The 17,374-nt window shown below is 66.3% G+C and carries 11 protein-coding genes; 7 read left to right on the forward strand and 4 right to left on the reverse strand.

The window, feature by feature from the left end:
* Nucleotides 1–108: 108 nt before the first annotated feature.
* The 4 genes from ruvX to gshB form a co-directional block, all read right to left on the reverse strand.
* On the reverse strand, nucleotides 109–546 hold the full coding sequence (gene ruvX / locus L6D89_RS22985) for a Holliday junction resolvase RuvX (protein ID WP_236172795.1): 438 nt from the start codon (nucleotides 544–546) through the stop codon (nucleotides 109–111).
* Complete coding sequence (locus L6D89_RS22990; protein WP_236201293.1) at nucleotides 543–1,112, reverse strand: YqgE/AlgH family protein; 570 nt, start codon at nucleotides 1,110–1,112, stop codon at nucleotides 543–545. Before L6D89_RS22990 ends, ruvX begins: the two co-directional genes overlap by 4 nt.
* 75 nt (nucleotides 1,113–1,187) lie before the next feature.
* Nucleotides 1,188–2,081 (reverse strand): energy transducer TonB, encoded by an 894-nt coding sequence (locus L6D89_RS22995; RefSeq protein ID WP_236172734.1) that lies wholly within the window; start codon nucleotides 2,079–2,081, stop codon nucleotides 1,188–1,190.
* 56 nt (nucleotides 2,082–2,137) lie between these two features.
* Entirely contained in the window at nucleotides 2,138–3,100 is a 963-nt protein-coding gene (gshB, locus tag L6D89_RS23000; RefSeq protein ID WP_236172733.1) for a glutathione synthase, read from the reverse strand.
* A 281-nt stretch (nucleotides 3,101–3,381) separates the two neighbouring features.
* Between gshB and pilG the strand changes: the two genes are divergently transcribed.
* The 7 genes from pilG (at nucleotide 3,382) to L6D89_RS23035 (ending at nucleotide 17,346) form a co-directional block, all read left to right on the forward strand.
* The gene (pilG, locus tag L6D89_RS23005; RefSeq protein WP_015475142.1) at nucleotides 3,382–3,789 is read left to right on the forward strand and encodes a twitching motility response regulator PilG; all 408 of its coding nucleotides are present in this window, start codon (nucleotides 3,382–3,384) and stop codon (nucleotides 3,787–3,789) included.
* A gap of 46 nt (nucleotides 3,790–3,835) precedes the next feature.
* Nucleotides 3,836–4,201, forward strand: a complete 366-nt coding sequence (gene pilH / locus L6D89_RS23010) for a twitching motility response regulator PilH (protein WP_024766237.1) — start codon at nucleotides 3,836–3,838, stop codon at nucleotides 4,199–4,201.
* A 54-nt stretch (nucleotides 4,202–4,255) separates the two neighbouring features.
* Nucleotides 4,256–4,792, forward strand: a complete 537-nt coding sequence (locus L6D89_RS23015) for a chemotaxis protein CheW (protein WP_169934991.1) — start codon at nucleotides 4,256–4,258, stop codon at nucleotides 4,790–4,792.
* Between the two features lie 83 nt (nucleotides 4,793–4,875).
* Nucleotides 4,876–6,924: a methyl-accepting chemotaxis protein gene (locus tag L6D89_RS23020; RefSeq protein ID WP_236172732.1), complete on the forward strand. Its 2,049-nt coding sequence runs from the start codon at nucleotides 4,876–4,878 to the stop codon at nucleotides 6,922–6,924.
* Nucleotides 6,925–6,986: 62 nt separating this feature from the next.
* The gene (locus L6D89_RS23025) at nucleotides 6,987–7,850 is read left to right on the forward strand and encodes a protein-glutamate O-methyltransferase (protein ID WP_236172794.1); all 864 of its coding nucleotides are present in this window, start codon (nucleotides 6,987–6,989) and stop codon (nucleotides 7,848–7,850) included.
* Between the two features lie 24 nt (nucleotides 7,851–7,874).
* Nucleotides 7,875–16,319: a hybrid sensor histidine kinase/response regulator gene (locus L6D89_RS23030; RefSeq protein WP_236201294.1), complete on the forward strand. Its 8,445-nt coding sequence runs from the start codon at nucleotides 7,875–7,877 to the stop codon at nucleotides 16,317–16,319.
* Nucleotides 16,312–17,346 carry a chemotaxis protein CheB gene (locus L6D89_RS23035; RefSeq protein WP_236172730.1) on the forward strand — a complete coding sequence of 345 codons (1,035 nt, stop codon included), beginning with the start codon at nucleotides 16,312–16,314 and terminating at the stop codon, nucleotides 17,344–17,346. The genes L6D89_RS23030 and L6D89_RS23035 overlap by 8 nt, the downstream gene beginning before the upstream one ends.
* The last annotated feature ends 28 nt before the right edge of the window (nucleotides 17,347–17,374 follow it).

Genomic DNA, 17,374 nt, shown 5'->3' on the forward strand with positions numbered 1-17,374 from the left:
CGGGGCGGACCGTTCCGGGAAGGAGTGGTCCGGCAAGCTTAGTGGCTTTCGTTGCCTTGGCGCTGCTTCAGGTCAAGGGGCCCTGCGGCAGCTCAAGGCGGCCGCAGGTCAGGCGGGGGCGTTCTCCGCCAGCCAGCCCTCCAGCAGCAGGGCGGCGGCCAGGGCGTCCACCGGGCGCTCGCGGTAGCCGTCGCGCTGGCCCTGGGCCAGGCGCTCGCCCTTGGCGGCGTAGGTGGTCAGGCGTTCGTCGTGGGTGTGCACCGGCAGGTTGTAGCGGCCGTTGAGGCGGCGGGCGAACTTCTCGGCGCGCTCGCTCATCTCGCTGGGGGTGCCGTCCATGTTCAGCGGCAGGCCGACGACGATGGCGTCGGGCTGCCACTCCTTGATCAGGGCTTCCACGCGGTTCCAGTCCGGCACGCCGTTCTGCGCCTTGAGTACGCACAGCTCGCGGGCCTGGCCGGTAATGGCCTGGCCGACGGCGACGCCGATCTGCTTGGTGCCGTAGTCGAAGCCCAGCAGCAGGCGCAGGGGTTTGCTGCTCATCAGGCGTGCCCGGCCTGGGCGGTGAGCAGGCTGAGGTTGACACCCAGGCGCTCGGCGGCCGCCGACAGGCGCTGTTCGGCTGGCACCTCGAAGAGCACCGCCGAGTCTGCCGGGCAGGTCAGCCAGGCGTTGTCGGCCAGTTCGGCTTCCAGTTGGCCGGCTTCCCAGCCCGCGTAGCCGAGGGTGATCAGGTGTTGCGCCGGGCCGCTGCCGTCGGCGATGGCGAACAGCACGTCCTGGGAGGTGGACAGCGACAGCTCGCCCAGCTCCAGGGTGGCCTGGTAGCTGCGCCCGGCGGGGTGCAGGACGAAGCCGCGGTCGGTCTGTACCGGCCCGCCGTTGTAGATGGTCATGCCCTGGCAGCGCACCGGCGGCAGTTCGTCTGGGCGCAGTTGTTCGAGCACGTCGGCGAGGCTCAGGCCGCTGGGCCGATTGATGATCAGGCCCATGGCACCCTGCTCGTTGTGTTCCACGAGGTAGGTGACGGTCTGGGCGAAGTTGGAGTCCGCCATGTGTGGCATGGCGATCAGGAAATGGTGCTTGAGGTAGCTGGCGGCTGTGCTTTTCATGCCGGCTAGTTTCAGGCCTGGGGGCCAAAGGGACAAGACTTGAAAGCGCCAGCAGAGGTTGGCGGGCGCGCCGGATCAGTTGCTCGACAGGCGATCACCGCGCTCGAAGCGCCAGGTACGGATGATTTCCAGGCGGTCGATGTCGTTCAGGTCGCCGGAGAACGGCGCGAAGGGCGCGGCCAGGCGCACGATGCGCTGGGCGGCCTGATCAAGCAGAGGCTGGCCGGAGGATTCCAGCACCTGCACTTCATACAGGGAACCGTCGCGGTTGATCGACACCAGCAGTCGCAGGCTGCCGTAGATGCGCTGACGGCGGGCTTCGTCCGGGTAGTTGAGGTTGCCGATGCGCTCGATCTTCTTGCGCCATTCCTCTTTGTACCAGGCGCCCTTGTCGCGCATGGTCGAGGCAGCGCTCAGGCGGTGGATACGCGGGCGCTTGGCGTAGGCCTGCTGCTCACGGGCAAGGTCGGCCTCGAGGCTGGAGATTTCCGCCGAGAGCTGGCTGGAGTCGAACTGCGGCGCCGGCTTGGCGACGGTCTCGGCCTTGGGCGTCTGCTGTTTGGTCTGCACCTTGTCCGGGCGCGGGGTGCGGGTGGCGACGGCGGCCTTGGGTGCTTCCGGGCTCTTGGCCTGGCGCGGGGTGGCCGGCGGCGAGACTTTCTTGACCTCGGTGTCCTGGAACGGCGCCTGCTCGGTGGTCTTGGGGACTGCCTTGTGCTCCAGGGTGCCGCTGCCCTGCTGGTTCATCTGGGCGAGGTAGTCGGCTTTCTCTGGCGCCTTGTCGCTCTTGAAGCTGGCCAGGGTGATTTCCAGGGTTTTGCTCAACTGGCTGGGGCTGGGCATGGTGAAGCCCACCCCCAGCAGCACGGCCACGTGCAGGATGGCCGCAACGAACAGGGTGAAACCCAGACGGTCCGCCGGGCGTACGCCGGAGGACACGGGGAAGTCTTGGTGGGTTGCAGCGTTCATTGCGGGTCGCGTAGGCCAGGGTGGGGCGGAAGTCTGCCGACGAGGCTTATAAAAGTCTATGACGCACTGCGCGCCTTGAGCTTTTCGTCGATGACTGCCATCAGTCTCTCACCGATGCGCGTGTCGTAGGCCGCATCGATCTCGCGGATGCAGGTCGGGCTGGTGACGTTGATCTCGGTGAGGTTCTCGCCGATCACGTCGAGGCCGACGAACAGCAGGCCGCGCTTGCGCAGTTCCGGACCGACCTGCGCGGCGATCCAGCGATCGCGCTCGGTCAGCGGCTGGGCCACACCGCGGCCACCGGCGGCGAGGTTGCCGCGGGTCTCGCCCTGCGCCGGGATGCGCGCCAGGCAGTATTCCACCGGCTCGCCGTCGATCATCAGGATGCGCTTGTCGCCGTCCTTGATGGCCGGCAGGTAGCGCTGCGCCATGACTTGCTCCTGGCCGTGGCGGGTGAGGGTCTCGAGGATCACCGAGAGGTTCGGGTCGCCTTCGCGGTGGCGGAAGATCATCGATCCGCCCATGCCATCCAGGGGTTTGAGAATGATGTCACGATGCTGTGATGCAAACTCGCGCAAAATGTCGGACCGGCGGCTCACCACGGTCGGTGGCGCGCACTGCGGGAACAGCGTGGCGAAGTACTTCTCGTTGCAGTCGCGCAGGCTCTGCGGCTTGTTGACCACCAGCGTGCCGGCGGTTTCGGCCTGTTCCAGCAGGTAGGTGGAGTAGACGAACTCGTTGTCGAAGGGCGGGTCCTTGCGCATCAGGATCACGTCCAGGTCCGACAGCGGCTGGTCGACTTCCTCTTCCAGTTCGAACCAGTGGGCCGGATCGTAGAACACCTTGAGCGGACGCATGCGGCCGCGGGCGACGTTCTCTTTCTGGTAAAGGTCCTGCTGTTCCATATAGAAAAGCTGCCAGCCACGGGCCTGGGCAGCCAGCAGCATGGCCAGGGAGCTGTCCTTCTTGAAACTGATCTGCGCGATGGGGTCCATCACGATCCCGAGGCGTACGCTCATGGGATGTCCTCCAGGGGAAGTCTGTGGGGCTTGGGGCTGCGACTTGAAGCCGCGCCGAAAGGCTGGAAATGGACGCTCAGGGTGGCGCTGGATGTGCGCTCGGTCAAGGAAAAAGCCTGCGTGTTCCGGGTCTTATGGCCTGAATTTGCTGGGCGTGGTAAAGATTCTGACGATTGTGGTAAAAGGTTCCCACGATTGGGTCGCAGCCCGACGGTGGCAGGGCGCTAGCGCACTGAAATAAAAAGCGGAAAAAACGACTCACCGAGATGGTAAGGGCGAACATGGAACAGCATTCCGACGGTTTGAAAGTAATGGTGATCGACGATTCCAAGACGATTCGTCGCACGGCTGAAACCCTGCTGAAGAAGGTCGGCTGCGATGTCATTACAGCCATCGACGGCTTCGACGCGCTGGCCAAGATCGCCGATACCCATCCGAGCATCATCTTCGTCGACATCATGATGCCGCGCCTGGATGGCTATCAGACCTGCGCCCTGATCAAGAACAACAGTGCCTTCAAATCCACGCCGGTGATCATGCTGTCCTCCAAGGACGGTCTGTTCGACAAGGCCAAGGGTCGCATCGTCGGTTCCGATCAGTACCTCACCAAGCCCTTCAGCAAGGAAGAACTGCTCGGCGCGATCAAGACCCATGTGCCCGACTTCACCCCGGTGGAGCACGCTTCCTGAAGTCCGGCGTGAGCGCCGGTGACGCCTATTCCGTATGGGGACCACAATGGCTCGAATTCTGATTGTTGATGACTCGCCGACCGAGATGTACAAGCTGACCGCGATGCTGGAAAAGCACTCGCACCAGGTACTCAAGGCCGAAAATGGCGCCGACGGCGTGGCCCTGGCTCGCCAGGAAAAGCCGGACGTCGTCCTGATGGACATCGTCATGCCCGGCCTGAACGGCTTCCAGGCGACCCGTCAGCTGTCCAAGGACCCGGAAACCAGCGCGATTCCGGTGATCATCGTCACCACCAAGGACCAGGAGACCGACAAGGTCTGGGGCAAGCGCCAGGGCGCTCGCGACTACCTGACCAAGCCGGTGGACGAAGAAACACTGCTCAAGACCATCAATTCGGTGCTGGCCGGCTGATACAGCCGTACCTGCACGTAGCGAACATAATTATTAGAGAAGGCCAGGGCCGGCATGGCGGAAGTCCAGAGTCCTTTCGAGGTTCTCGTCCAGATCGATCAGCGCTGTCGGCAGCTGGCTGCGGGCCTGCCCGCCCAGCGCGAGGTGGTGCAGAGCTGGAACGGCATCGGCTTTCGCATGGCTGGGCGCCTGTTCGTGGCACCCATGGGGGAGGTCGGCGAGGTTCTTCACGAGCCCCGCTACACACTGCTGCCCGGCGTCCGTGACTGGGTGAAGGGGGTCGCCAACGTGCGCGGCCGCCTGTTGCCGATCATGGACCTGTGCGGATTCCTCGGCGCGGAGCTGTCGCCTCTGCGCAAGCAACGGCGCGTGCTCGTCGTGGAACACCAGGAAGTCTTCGCCGGCCTCATCGTCGATGAGGTATTCGGCATGCAGCACTTCCCGGTGGACACCTTCTCCGAGCAGTTGCCGCCCCTCGAAGCGGTCCTGCAGCCCTTTATCCATGGCGTCTTCCATCGGGAGCAACCCTGGCTCGTGTTCAGCCCGCATGCGCTGGCTGAGCACCCGGGGTTCCTGGACGTCGCCAGCTAGAGTTTGACCGGTTGGGCCGGCTTTGCCGGCCCTTGTTGTGACATGGAAACCGTAATCGTGGTGGGTCCAGGCGGGGGCCGAATATGAAAAATATAAAGGCAGGCAGTCTTTTTTCGGGTGCGCGTAGCAGCTCGCTGATCCTCGGACTCTTCGTGGTCCTGATCGTGGCGATCGTCTTGCTGTTCGCCAACTTCGCTTACCTCAACACCCAGTCGAACCACGACAAGCAGTACATCGGCCATGCCGGCGAGCTGCGGGTGCTGTCCCAGCGTATCGCCAAGAACGCCACGGAAGCCGCGGCGGGCAAGGGCGAAGCGTTCAAGCTGCTGAAAGAAGCGCGCAACGACTTCGAGAAGCGCTGGAACATCCTCTCCAAGGGTGACGAAAGCACCGGCCTGCCGCCGAGCCCGGATTCGGTACAACCGCAGATGGCGGAAGTACAGAAGGACTGGGACACCCTGCGCAAGAACGCCGACTCCATCCTCGCCAGCGAACAGACCGTACTGTCCCTGCACCAGGTAGCCGCGACCCTCGCCGAAACCATCCCGCAGCTGCAGGTGGAGTACGAAGAGGTCGTCGACATCCTGCTGGAGAACGGCGCCCCGGCCGACCAGGTGGCGGTAGCCCAGCGTCAGTCGCTGCTGGCCGAACGTATCCTCGGCTCGGTGAACAAGGTGCTCGCCGGTGACGAGAACTCCGTGCAGGCCGCCGACAGCTTCGGCCGTGACGCCAGCCTCTTCGGCCGCGTACTCAAGGGCATGAAGGAAGGCAACGCGGCGATGAGCATCTCCAAGGTGACCAACGCCGAAGCGGTGGACCGCCTCAACGAGATTGCCGAACTCTTCGAATTCGTTTCCGGCTCGGTGGACGAGATCCTCGAGACCTCCCCGGAACTGTTCCAGGTCCGTGAAGCCGCCAACACCATCTTCGGTGGCTCGCAGACCCTGCTGGACAAGGCCTCCAACCTCGCCGCCGGCTTCGAGAACCTGGCCGAAGGCCGTGTGTTCAACCAGGTTGCCAGCGCCGCGCTGGGTATCATTGCCCTGGGCGCGATCATCCTCATCGGCCTGGTGATGGTGCGTGAAACCAACCGCCGACTGGCCGAGACCGCCGAGAAGAACGAACGTAACCAGGCGGCGATTCTGCGACTGCTCGATGAAATCGCCGACCTCGCCGACGGTGACCTGACGGTGGCCGCGACCGTGACCGAGGACTTCACCGGTGCGATCGCGGACTCCATCAACTACTCCATCGACCAGCTCCGCGAGCTGGTGGAAACCATCAACCTGACCGCTGTACAGGTGGCCGCCGCCGCCCAGGAAACCCAGGCCACCGCCATGCACCTGGCCGAGGCTTCCGAGCACCAGGCCCAGGAAATCGCCGGCGCCTCCGCGGCGATCAACGAAATGGCCGTGTCCATTGACCAGGTATCGGCGAACGCCTCCGAGTCCTCGGCGGTAGCGGAACGTTCCGTAGCCATCGCCAACAAGGGCAACGAAGTGGTGCACAACACCATCACCGGCATGGACAACATCCGTGAGCAGATCCAGGACACCTCGAAGCGGATCAAGCGCCTCGGTGAATCGTCCCAGGAGATCGGTGACATCGTAAGCCTGATCAACGACATTGCCGACCAGACCAACATCCTCGCACTGAACGCCGCGATCCAGGCGTCCATGGCGGGCGACGCGGGCCGCGGCTTCGCCGTGGTAGCGGACGAAGTACAGCGACTGGCGGAACGCTCCTCGGCGGCGACCAAGCAGATCGAGGCGCTGGTAAAGACCATTCAGACCGACACCAACGAAGCGGTGATCTCGATGGAACAGACCACCTCCGAGGTGGTACGCGGTGCCCGCCTGGCGCAGGACGCCGGTGTGTCGCTGGAAGAGATCGAGAAGGTATCCAAGACCCTGGCAGCGTTGATCCAGAACATTTCCAACGCCGCCCGTCAGCAGGCCTCCTCCGCCGGCCACATTTCCAACACCATGAACGTGATCCAGGAGATCACCTCGCAGACCTCTGCCGGTACCACCGCTACCGCGCGCAGCATTGGTAACCTGGCCAAGATGGCCGGCGAGATGCGTCACTCCGTATCCGGCTTCAAACTGCCGGACACCGCCGAACAGGCCTGAGCAGAGGAGGTGCGCTGCTCTTCACCGGGTAGCGCATGACAGTCTTGAGCGAGGGGCGCGACATGCAGGCAACTGGCGTCTGGTCGTTGCAGCCGTTGGCCGACATGTCGGCCGCGGATTTCCGCGACTGGCAGGCACTGTTGGAAGACCGCACCGGCGTCGTCGTCAACGAGCAGCGCCGCGCCTTCCTGCAGACCAGCCTGGGCGCGCGGATGCGCGAACTGGGCATCGCCGACTACGGCACCTACTACCGCCAGGTCACCGATGGCCCGCGTGGCGCCGTCGAATGGTCGAATCTGCTGGACCGCCTCACCGTTCAGGAAACCCGTTTCTTTCGCCACAAGGCTTCATTCGACGTGCTGGAGGGCTTCCTCCGCCAGCGTCTCGAACAGGTCGGCCCGAGCCGGCCGCTGGCCTTGTGGAGCGTCGGCTGTTCCAGCGGCGAGGAGCCATACTCCCTCGCCATGGTGGCCGCCAAGGTACTCGAAGACGCAGGTCTTGCGCCGCTGTTTGGCGTGACCGGCACCGATATCAGCCTCAATGCCCTGAACCGGGCGCGCGAGGCGAGCTACGCGGCACGCAAGCTTGCGGATATCGACCCGGAACTGGCCACGCGCTATTTCAGCGCGCAGGATGACGGTCGATACCGTGTGATACCCGATCTTGCCGAGCGCGTCTGTTGCGCCCGGCTGAATGTGCTGGAACTGGCCAAGGCGCCAATGTCCGGCATGGACGTGATTTTTTGTCAGAACCTGCTGATCTATTTCCGCCGCTGGCGGCGGCGGGACATCCTCAATCGCCTGGCCGAGCGGCTGGCGCCTGGGGGACTGCTGGTGATCGGAGTGGGGGAAGTGGCCGATTGGCACCACCCGCTGCTCGAACCGGTCGCCGATGAGCGCGTTCTGGCCTTTACCCGGAAGGGATGACACAGACACATGAGTGGAGTGGCTATGGGTGATCGGCACGATTATGTCGCCCTGGAATGGGTAAAAGGCGAGATTGCCGAAACGCTCAAGCAGGCGCGGCAAGCCCTCGAATCCTACGTCGAGAATCCCCAGGACCCGACGCGGATGGGCTTTTGCCTGGCCTATATCCACCAGGTGCGCGGCACCTTGCAGATGGTGGAATTCTACGGCGCGGCCCTGCTCGCCGAGGAAATGGAATACCTCGCCCAGGCGCTGATCGACGCTACGGTCTCCAGCCAGAGTGAAGCGCTGGAAGTGCTGATGCAGGCGATCCTGCAACTGCCGGCGTACCTCGAACGCATCCAGAGCGCGCGTCGCGACCTGCCGCTGGTGGTGTTGCCGCTGCTCAACGACCTGCGCACCGCCCGTGGCGAGAAGCTGCTGTCGGAAACCAGCCTGTTCTCCCCCGACCTTTCCCAGTCCTCGCCGGTGCTGCCGGTGGACGCCCTGGCGCGCCTGCGCACCGCCGAACTGCCGGCGCTGCTGCGCAAGCTGCGGCAGATGCTGCAGGTCGCGCTGGTCGGCGTCATCCGCAACCAGGACCTGCCGACCAACCTGGGCTACCTGGCGCGCGTATTCGCCCGCCTCGAATCGCTGTGCAAGGACGCCCCGCTGGGCCGCCTGTGGGTGATCGCCTCGGCGATGATCGAAGGCCTGGCCAACGGCAGCATCGCCAACGGCACCTCGGTACGTAACCTGCTGCGCCAGGTCGACCGCGAATTCAAGCGCCTGGTCGACCAGGGCGCCGACGCCATGAACCAGCCGGCGCCGGATGAACTGATCAAGAACCTGCTGTTCTACGTGGCCAAGGCCTCCGACCAGTCGCCGCGCGTGCGTGCGGTGAAGGACGAGTACCGCCTCGACGACGCCCTGCCGGGTGCCGCCCTGGTGGACGAGGAACGCGCCCGCCTCGCCGGCCCTGACCGCGACGCCATGCGTTCGGTGGTCGGTGCGTTGTGCGAGGAGCTGGTGCGGGTCAAGGACAGCCTCGACCTGTTCGTGCGCAGCGACCGCAGCGGCGTCAGCGAACTGGGCGGCCTGCTGGCGCCGCTCAAGCAGATCGCCGACACCCTCGCCGTGCTGGGCTTCGGCCAGCCGCGCAAGGTCATTCTCGATCAGATCGAAGTGGTCAGTGCGCTCGCCCATGGCCAGCGTCAGCCCAACGACGCGACCCTGATGGACGTCGCTGGCGCGCTGCTCTACGTCGAAGCGACCCTGGCCGGCATGGTCGGCCCGAGCGAAGAGCCGGGCAACGAAGAAAACGTCCTGCCGACCACCGATGTCGAGCAGATCCACCAGGTGGTGATCAAGGAAGCGCGCAACGGCCTGGAACTGGCCAAGGACGCGATCATCGAGTTCATCGCCTCGCAGTGGAATCACGAACACCTGGCCCGCGTGCCGGAGTTGCTGACGCAAGTTCGCGGCGGCCTGGCGATGATCTCCCAGGAGCGTGCGGCAAAACTGCTGGAAAACTGCAATCGCTACATCCAGGAACAACTGCTGGTGCGCCAGGCCGTGCCGGACTGGCACAGCCTGGACACCCTGGCCGACGCCATCACCAGCGTCGAGTACTACCTCGAGCGCCTGTCGGAAGACCACAACACCCAGGGCGACATGATCCTCGACGTGGCCGAGGAGAGCCTGGACAGCCTGGGCTACTCGCTCAAGCCGCGTCCGTCGATCCTCGACGCCGAGCCGGAAGCTCACGCACCGGCGCCCCTGGACAATCCGCTCGACGAAATTGATGTACTGGCTGCGCAGCCGCTGGCCGAGCCGAGCGAAGCGGTGCCGGTGGAAGACGTCCCTGAGCTGGCCGCGCCGGTGGAAATCGCTGACAGCTTCGAGCCCGCGAGCTTCGACGTCGCCCCGCTGGAGGAGCCGGCGTTCGAACAGCCTGCCGCGCTTGCCGCGACAGAAGAGCTGGCACCGGTGGACGAACCGGTCCTGGACCTTGCCGACCTCGATACGCCCCCACCGGTTGCGGACACTGGAGAGAGCTTCACCTTCGAATCGCTGGAGCCCGTGGTCGAACCTGCCGCCGGGGAGCAACCGACACTGCCGGCCGACTTCGACCTCCCGGCCGAGCTCGAAGCCCAGCCTGCTGGCGAAGCCGAAACGAGCTTCACCTTCGAACCCCTGGAGCTGGACTCCGGCCTGCCCGCCACCGAACCCCGCGCCGAACCGGGCGCCTGGACTCTCGACGAGGTCACGCCGCTGGCTGCCTCGGCTGAACTGCCCGGCGCGACCCTGGAGCCGGAAAGCCTCAGCTGGGATATCGAGCTGGAGCCGGCCGCACCGATCACCGACACCACCCTGGCCGATGACGACTGGTCGCTGGACGACAGCCACAAGGCCGACAACATCGAATTCAGCCTCGAAACACTGGAAGAGGCGCCCGCGCAACCGCTGGCGGATGAGCTGAGCTGGAGCCTGGACGACGCGGCTCCGCTGGCCGAGGCGCCGCGGTTCGACGAGCCGGTGCAGGCAAAGCCCGCCGCTACCGAGCCATCCTGGGAGCCGCTGGACCTGTCCGCCACCTCGAGCGAAGCCGCGGCAACGCCGGAACTGCTCGAGGATTTCGCCAGCCTGCCGACACTGGAGACCACTCCGGCCCCGGTAGACGAGCTGACCTGGGATATGGAGTCGCTCACCCCGGCCGGCGACAAGCCCGCCGAGGAAGACTGGTTCAGCATCGACCTGAACCAGCCGACTGCCGAGTCGCCCGCACCGTCGCTGGAACTGGACGAAAGCTTCGCCAGCCTGGAAGCGCTGGAACCGGCTCGACTGGAATCGCTGGACGACCTGAGCCTGGACGCCCAGCCTGCCACCGATGAGCCGGCCACCGCCGAAACCTCGCTGGTCAGCGATGACAACTGGACCCTGGGCGAACTGAGCGAGCCGACCGCGCTGGACGCAGGCGTCGACTTCAGCCTCGACGCACCACTTGAGCTGGAAGCGCTGGAACCGCTGGTCGAGCCCCAGGCGCCCTCTGTACAGGCCGAAGCCTGGAGCGACGAGAACATCGCCGAGCTGGACCTGCCGGAAGTCGAGCTGCCCAGCCCGCCGGCCGAGCCCGAGCCGGGCGCCGAGGCCCCGGCCAAGACGCTGTCCCTGGCCGAAGTCATGGCCGCCCCGGTATCGGCGATCAACCCGCCGGCCCAGGACGTGCCGCCCAGCCTGCTGCCGCCGCCCGCCGACGAAGAACCGATCGACGAAGAACTGCGCGAAGTCTTCATCGAAGAAGCCGGCGAAGTGCTGGAAACCATCGGTGAGCATCTGCCGACCTGGCTGGCCAACACCGACGACCGCGAGTCGCTGACCGAGATCCGCCGTGCCTTCCATACCCTCAAGGGCAGTGGCCGGATGGTTCGCGCGCTGGTGATCGGCGAGCTGGCCTGGTCCATCGAGAACCTGCTCAACCGCGTGCTCGACCGCAGCATTGCCGCCTCGCCAGCCGTGCTGCAGGTGGTCCAGGATGTGGTCGCGCTGATGCCTGATCTGGTCGATGAGTACGCCGCCAGCGCCCAGCGCCAGCGCGACGACGTCGACCGCCTGGCCGCCACTGCCCATGCCCTGGCCAAGGGCCAGCCGGTGCCGCCGCCCGATGGCGGGCTGCCGGAGTCCGTGGCGCAGGTCGAAGAAATCACCCCCGAGCTGGCAGAGGTAGAGGAAATCGCTGCCCAGGCCGCCAATGAAGGCCTCGATGAAAGCCTCGATCCGCAGTTGCTGGAGATCTTCCGCAACGAAGCCGAAGCCCATCTGGAAACCCTGGTCGGCTTCCTCGCCGATTGCGCGCAGCAGCTGCCGCAGCCGGTGACCGACGACCTGCAGCGCGCCCTGCACACCCTCAAGGGCAGCGCGCACATGGCCGGCATCCTGCCGATTGCCGAAATCGCCACGCCGCTGGAGCGGCTGGTGAAGGAATTCAAGACCAACCTGCTGCAGGTCGACCTGCGCGAAGCCGAGTTGCTGCACGCGGCCGAAGGCCTGTTCCGCACCGGCCTCGACCAACTCGTCGAAGGTCGCCCGCTGGCGCCCATCGACGGCAGCACCGAGCTGCTCGCACGCATTGCGCAGGTCCACCAGGAGCGCCTGGAGGCCGCCGAAGCCAAGCGTCGCGGAGAAAGCGGCGAGGGCAGCGGCAGCGATCCGCAGCTGATCGGCATGTTTCTCGCCGAAGGCATGGACATCCTCCTCGATGCCGAGGACCTGCTCCGCCGCTGGCGCGAGCACCCGCAGGAGCGCCAGGAGCTGGGTGCTCTCTATGACGAGCTGGAAACCCTCAGCCGCGGCGCACAGATGGCCGAGCTGCCACAGATGGCCGAGCTCGCCGACGCGCTGCTGGCGGTCTACGGCGCGGTGCGCCAGGGCCGCCTGGAAACCGGTGAGGCGTTCTTCTCTGCCGCTGAAACGGCCCACGAGGCGCTGATCGGCATGATGGACCAGGTGGCTGCCGCGCTGCAGGTCAGCGCCCACCCGGAACAGGTCGAGGCCTTGCATCGCCTGCTCGACGCGCCGGCGCCCGCTGCCCAGGGTGAGTTGTCGGAGGACGCGCAGGATGGTTCCGAGGTCGAGTTCGTCGACCTGGAAAACCTGACGGCCGAAGACTTCCCCGCCGAAGACGAAGAGTTCCTCCTCGACAGTCGCCCGGTGGACGACGACAACCTGCCCGACGGCCTGAGCTGGTCGCCACGCAATGACAACGACGGTGCCCCGCGCGGCGCCGCCGATGATGACGATGAGGTCATCACCGCCGAAACCCCGCACGCCCATCCCGCCGCGCCGCAACCGCCGCGTGCGCTGGACGAGGAAATGGTGGCGATCTTCCTCGAAGAAGCCGTCGATATCCTCGACAACGCCGGCCAGGCGCTGGACCAGTGGCTGGCCTCGCCCGAAGGCCTGGCTGCGCTCTCGACCCTGCAGCGCGACCTGCACACCCTCAAGGGTGGCGCGCGCATGGCGGAAATTCGCGAGATCGGCGACCTGTCCCACGAACTCGAGTCGCTCTACGAAGGCCTGCTGGACCATCGCTTCCAGCACAGCCCGCCGCTGGGCGACCTGCTGCGCACCTGCCACGACCGCCTGGCGACCCAGCTCGACCAGTTGCAGGCCGGTCAGACGCTGACCGACCCGGCGGACCTGGTGCAGACCATCCGCACCTTCCGCCAGAATCCGGCTGCCGGCCTGAGCGCGCCGCAGGCACTGGCTGCCGAAGACCTCGACAGCGCGGCAGACGGCGCCGTCGAACAGCCGCAGACCAGTGCGGACGAGCTCGAACTGGAATTGCCCAGCGAGGCGGCGCCGCAAGCCGAAGTCGCCGCAGAAGCTGAAGCCGCCGACCTTGAAAGCGGCGATCTCGACAGCCCCGACCTGGCTGCTGCTACCGAGCAAGACAGCGATCCCGAAGTGGCCGCGGAGGCGGAGCCGGAGGCTGCGGCACCCGCCGCCGACCTGCAGTCTTCCCTCGCCGAAACCGAAACCGAAAGCGAAACCGAGGTTTCCGCTGCGCTGCCAGCGGAGCCGGATGCCATCGAGCCGGACGTACCCGCTGCTGAAGCCGCCGGTGTCCAGGACATCGACTTCGAGCTGGGCGAGGATCGCGACCAGGAACTGGTGGAAATCTTCCTCGAGGAAGGTTTCGACATCCTCGAAAGCTCCTCCGGTGCCCTGCATCGCTGGATGGCGAACCCCGACAACAGCGTCGAGCTGGAAGCGCTGCAACGCGACCTGCACACCCTCAAGGGCGGCGCGCGGATGGCCGAGATTCGCCCCATCGGCGACCTCGCCCACGAACTGGAATTCCTCTACGAGGGCCTCTGCGGCGGGCGCCTGCGCGCCAGCCCGACGCTCTTCGAGCTGCTGCAGCGTTGCCACGATCGTCTCGCCGAGATGCTCGAGGCGGTCCAACAGCATCGCCGGGTACCGGGAGGTGAATCGCTGATTGACGCGATCCACCGATTTCGTGCCAACCCCGAAGAACAACTGAGCATCCCCAGCAGCGTCAGCCTGCACGCGATCAGCCCAGCACACGCGGTGCCGGAAGGTCCGGAAGCCGACATCCTGGATATCTTCCTGGAAGAGGCCGACGACCTGCTCGAAGGCATGGAGCAGGTCCTCGGCCGCTGGGACGCCGAGCGCGAGAACGGCGCGCTGGACGAGCTGCTGCGTATCCTCCACACCCTCAAGGGCGGTGCGCGCCTGGCCGGCCAGACCAGCCTCGGCGACCTGGCCCACGACCTCGAACAGCATCTGGGCGAAGCCCAGCAGCAGGGCGCGCCCTGGCCGGAAAGCCTGCTGCTGGACGTGCAGTCCGGCTTCGAAGGGCTGCAGGCCGAGGTCGACCAGTTGCGCCTGCACCTGGGCGAAGTCGAGAGCGCCGAAAGCCAGCTCGAGGAATCCAGCGACGAAGAACCGCTCGCCGAACCGCCAGCTCCGGCGAACCTGCCGGTGTTGCCGGAAGCCATCATGGCGGCGGCCGTGCCGCAGCGCCTCGATGCGCCGGTGGTGCTGCCCTTCGTCCGCCGTGCCCAGGAAGCCGCCCAGGAAGCCGCTGCGCGCCGTGCGCCGCAGGAACTGGTGAAGGTGCCCGCGCAACTGCTCGAAGGCCTGGTCAACCTCGCTGGTGAGACCTCCATCTTCCGCGGCCGCGTCGAGCAGCAGGTGAGCGACGTCGGTTCGACCCTGGGCGAGATGGACGCCACCATCGAGCGGGTCCGCGACCAGCTGCGCCGCCTGGATACCGAAACCCAGGCGCAGATCCTCTCGCGCCACCAGGCCGACGCCGAGCGCGCCGGCTACGAAGATTTCGACCCGCTGGAAATGGACCGCTACTCGCAGCTGCAGCAGCTCTCCCGCGCGCTGTTCGAGTCCGCTTCCGACCTGTTCGACCTCAAGGAAACCCTGGCCGCGAAGAACCGCGATGCCGAGACCCTGCTGCTGCAACAGGCACGGGTCAACACCGAGCTGCAGGAAGGCCTGATGCGCACCCGCATGGTGCCCTTCGACCGTCTGGTGCCGCGCCTGCGGCGGATCGTCCGGCAGGTGGCAAGCGAGTTGGGCAAGCAGGTCGAGTTCGTGGTCAGCAACGCCGAAGGCGAGATGGACCGTACCGTGCTCGAACGCATCGTCGCACCGCTGGAGCACATGCTGCGCAACGCGGTGGACCATGGCATCGAGTCCGGTGAGGCACGTCGCATCGCCGGCAAGCCGGAGCAGGGCACCATCCGCCTGACCCTGGGCCGCGAGGGTGGCGACATCCTCCTGACCCTGGCCGACGATGGCGCCGGCATCCGCCTGGAGGCGGTGCGCCGCAAGGCCATTGAGCGCGGCCTGATGACCGACGACAGCGAGCTGAACGACCACGAGGTGCTGCAGTTCATCCTCGAGGCGGGCTTCAGTACTGCCGAGAAGGTCACGCAGATTTCCGGCCGCGGCGTGGGCATGGACGTGGTGAACTCCGAGGTGAAACAGCTCGGCGGTTCCATGAGCATCCAGTCCGGCGTCGGCGAAGGCACCCGCTTCGACATCCGCCTGCCGTTCACCGTGTCGGTGAACCGCGCGCTGATGGTGCTCTCCGGCGAGGACCTCTACGCCCTGCCGCTGAACACCATCGAAGGTATCGTGCGGGTCTCCCCCTACGAGCTGGAAGCGCTCTACGAGCAGGCCGCCGCCGACGAATCCGGCGCTGCGCCGAGCTTCGAATACGCCGGCCAGAGCTACGAGCTGAAGTACCTGGGCGACCTGCTCAACAACGGCCAGCATCCCAAGCTGGTCGGCCAGTCGCTGCCGCTGCCGGTGATCCTGGTGCGCTCGGCGGACCACGCCGTGGCGGTGCAGGTGGACGCCCTGGCCGGCTCGCGCGAAATCGTGGTGAAGAGCCTCGGCGCGCAGTTCGCTGGCGTCAGCGGCATCTCCGGCGCAACCATCCTCGGTGACGGTCGCGTGGTGGTGATTCTCGACCTGCTGGCGACCATCCGCGTGCTCCACGCCCAGCTCATCCAGCATGCGCCGCGGCGCCAGCTGGCAGGCCCGAGCGTGGCGGAAATCGAGCACCAGCGCCCGACCCTGGTCATGGTGGTGGACGACTCGGTCACCGTGCGCAAGGTCACCAGCCGCCTGCTGGAGCGCAACGGCATGAACGTGCTCACCGCCAAGGACGGGGTGGACGCCATTGCCCAGTTGCAGGACCACAAGCCCGACATCATGCTGCTGGATATCGAGATGCCGCGCATGGACGGCTTCGAGGTGGCCACCCTGGTGCGCCACGATGAACAGCTGAAGGACCTGCCGATCATCATGATTACCTCCCGTACCGGCGAGAAGCACCGCGACCGTGCCCTGGCCATCGGCGTCAACCAGTACCTGGGCAAGCCGTACCAGGAATCCGAGCTGCTGGAGACTATCCACAAGCTGGTGAAGGCCCATGTCTGAGCAGACCACGCCGCGCATTGCGGTGATCGCCGACACCTCGCTGCAGCGCCACGTGCTGGCGCAGGCGCTGGCCGGCCACGGCTACCAGGTGGTACTCAACGCCGACCCGGCGCGCCTTGAGAGCGACCAGCTGGACGCCTGCGAAACCGACCTGTGGCTGGTCGACCTGGCGCAGCAGGAAGACTCGCCGCTGGTGGACAACCTGCTGGAGCAGTCGCGGGTACCCGTGCTGTTCGGCGAAGGTCATGCGCCGGAGCGGCATTCCGAACATTACCCGCGTTGGGAGCGCCGGCTGGTCTCCAAGCTGCGCAAGCTGGTGGGCGACCCCAGCGCCGGCGTGGGCCGCAGCCTGGCCGCGCTGCTCGATGAAGCGCAGCGCCCGACCCGCGTGGCACTGCCCGATGACCTCGCGGCGTCCCCGCTCAAGGCCGGCGAACCGGCTGCGCAGGTCTGGCTGCTGGCCGCCTCCCTCGGTGGCCCGGCGGCGGTGAAAACCTTCCTCGATGCGCTGCCCGGCGGCCTGCCGGTGGGCTTCCTGTATGCCCAGCACATCGATGCTTCGTTCGAGGCGAACCTGCCGCAAGCGGTCGGCCGCCACAGCCAGTGGCACGTCAACAGCGTGCGCGACGGCGATCCGGTGCGCTGCGGTGAAGTCGTGGTGGTGCCGATCGCCCGCGAGCTGGGTTTCGACGACGCGGCGCGGATGCACGTGCAGGACCGCGGCTGGCCGGAACCCTACAGCCCGTCCATCGACCAGATGATGCTCAACCTCGCCCAGCAGTACGGCGAGCGTTGCGGTGTGATCGTGTTCAGCGGTATGTGCAGCGACGGCAGCGCCGCCGCGGCCTACGTACGCCGCCAGGGCGCGCCGATCTGGACCCAGCGCGCCGACAGTTGCGCCTGCTCGAGCATGCCCGACAGCCTGCGCGAAGGCGGCTACAGCACTCTTTCCGGCGACCCGCGCGAACTTGCGGCGGCGCTGGTCAATCATCTCGCCGAGCAATGCGTCGGCGTAGTCACGCAGTGAGATAAGGCCCGATGAGTGATCTCCCCGT

The organism is Pseudomonas pseudonitroreducens (assembly GCF_021603645.1).
GTDB classification, from domain to species: domain Bacteria; phylum Pseudomonadota; class Gammaproteobacteria; order Pseudomonadales; family Pseudomonadaceae; genus Pseudomonas; species Pseudomonas pseudonitroreducens.

What these genes read in the sequence shown, in the direction of transcription:
- L6D89_RS22990 (WP_236201293.1), bottom strand. Translation starts at nt 1,112, where the DNA reads ATGAAAAGCACAGCCGCCAGCTACCTCAAGCACCATTTCCTGATCGCC.
- L6D89_RS22995 (WP_236172734.1), bottom strand. Translation starts at nt 2,081, where the DNA reads ATGAACGCTGCAACCCACCAAGACTTCCCCGTGTCCTCCGGCGTACGC.
- gshB (WP_236172733.1), bottom strand. Translation starts at nt 3,100, where the DNA reads ATGAGCGTACGCCTCGGGATCGTGATGGACCCCATCGCGCAGATCAGT.
- pilG (WP_015475142.1), top strand. Translation starts at nt 3,382, where the DNA reads ATGGAACAGCATTCCGACGGTTTGAAAGTAATGGTGATCGACGATTCC.
- pilH (WP_024766237.1), top strand. Translation starts at nt 3,836, where the DNA reads ATGGCTCGAATTCTGATTGTTGATGACTCGCCGACCGAGATGTACAAG.
- L6D89_RS23015 (WP_169934991.1), top strand. Translation starts at nt 4,256, where the DNA reads ATGGCGGAAGTCCAGAGTCCTTTCGAGGTTCTCGTCCAGATCGATCAG.
- L6D89_RS23020 (WP_236172732.1), top strand. Translation starts at nt 4,876, where the DNA reads ATGAAAAATATAAAGGCAGGCAGTCTTTTTTCGGGTGCGCGTAGCAGC.
- L6D89_RS23025 (WP_236172794.1), top strand. Translation starts at nt 6,987, where the DNA reads ATGCAGGCAACTGGCGTCTGGTCGTTGCAGCCGTTGGCCGACATGTCG.
- L6D89_RS23030 (WP_236201294.1), top strand. Translation starts at nt 7,875, where the DNA reads ATGGGTGATCGGCACGATTATGTCGCCCTGGAATGGGTAAAAGGCGAG.
- L6D89_RS23035 (WP_236172730.1), top strand. Translation starts at nt 16,312, where the DNA reads ATGTCTGAGCAGACCACGCCGCGCATTGCGGTGATCGCCGACACCTCG.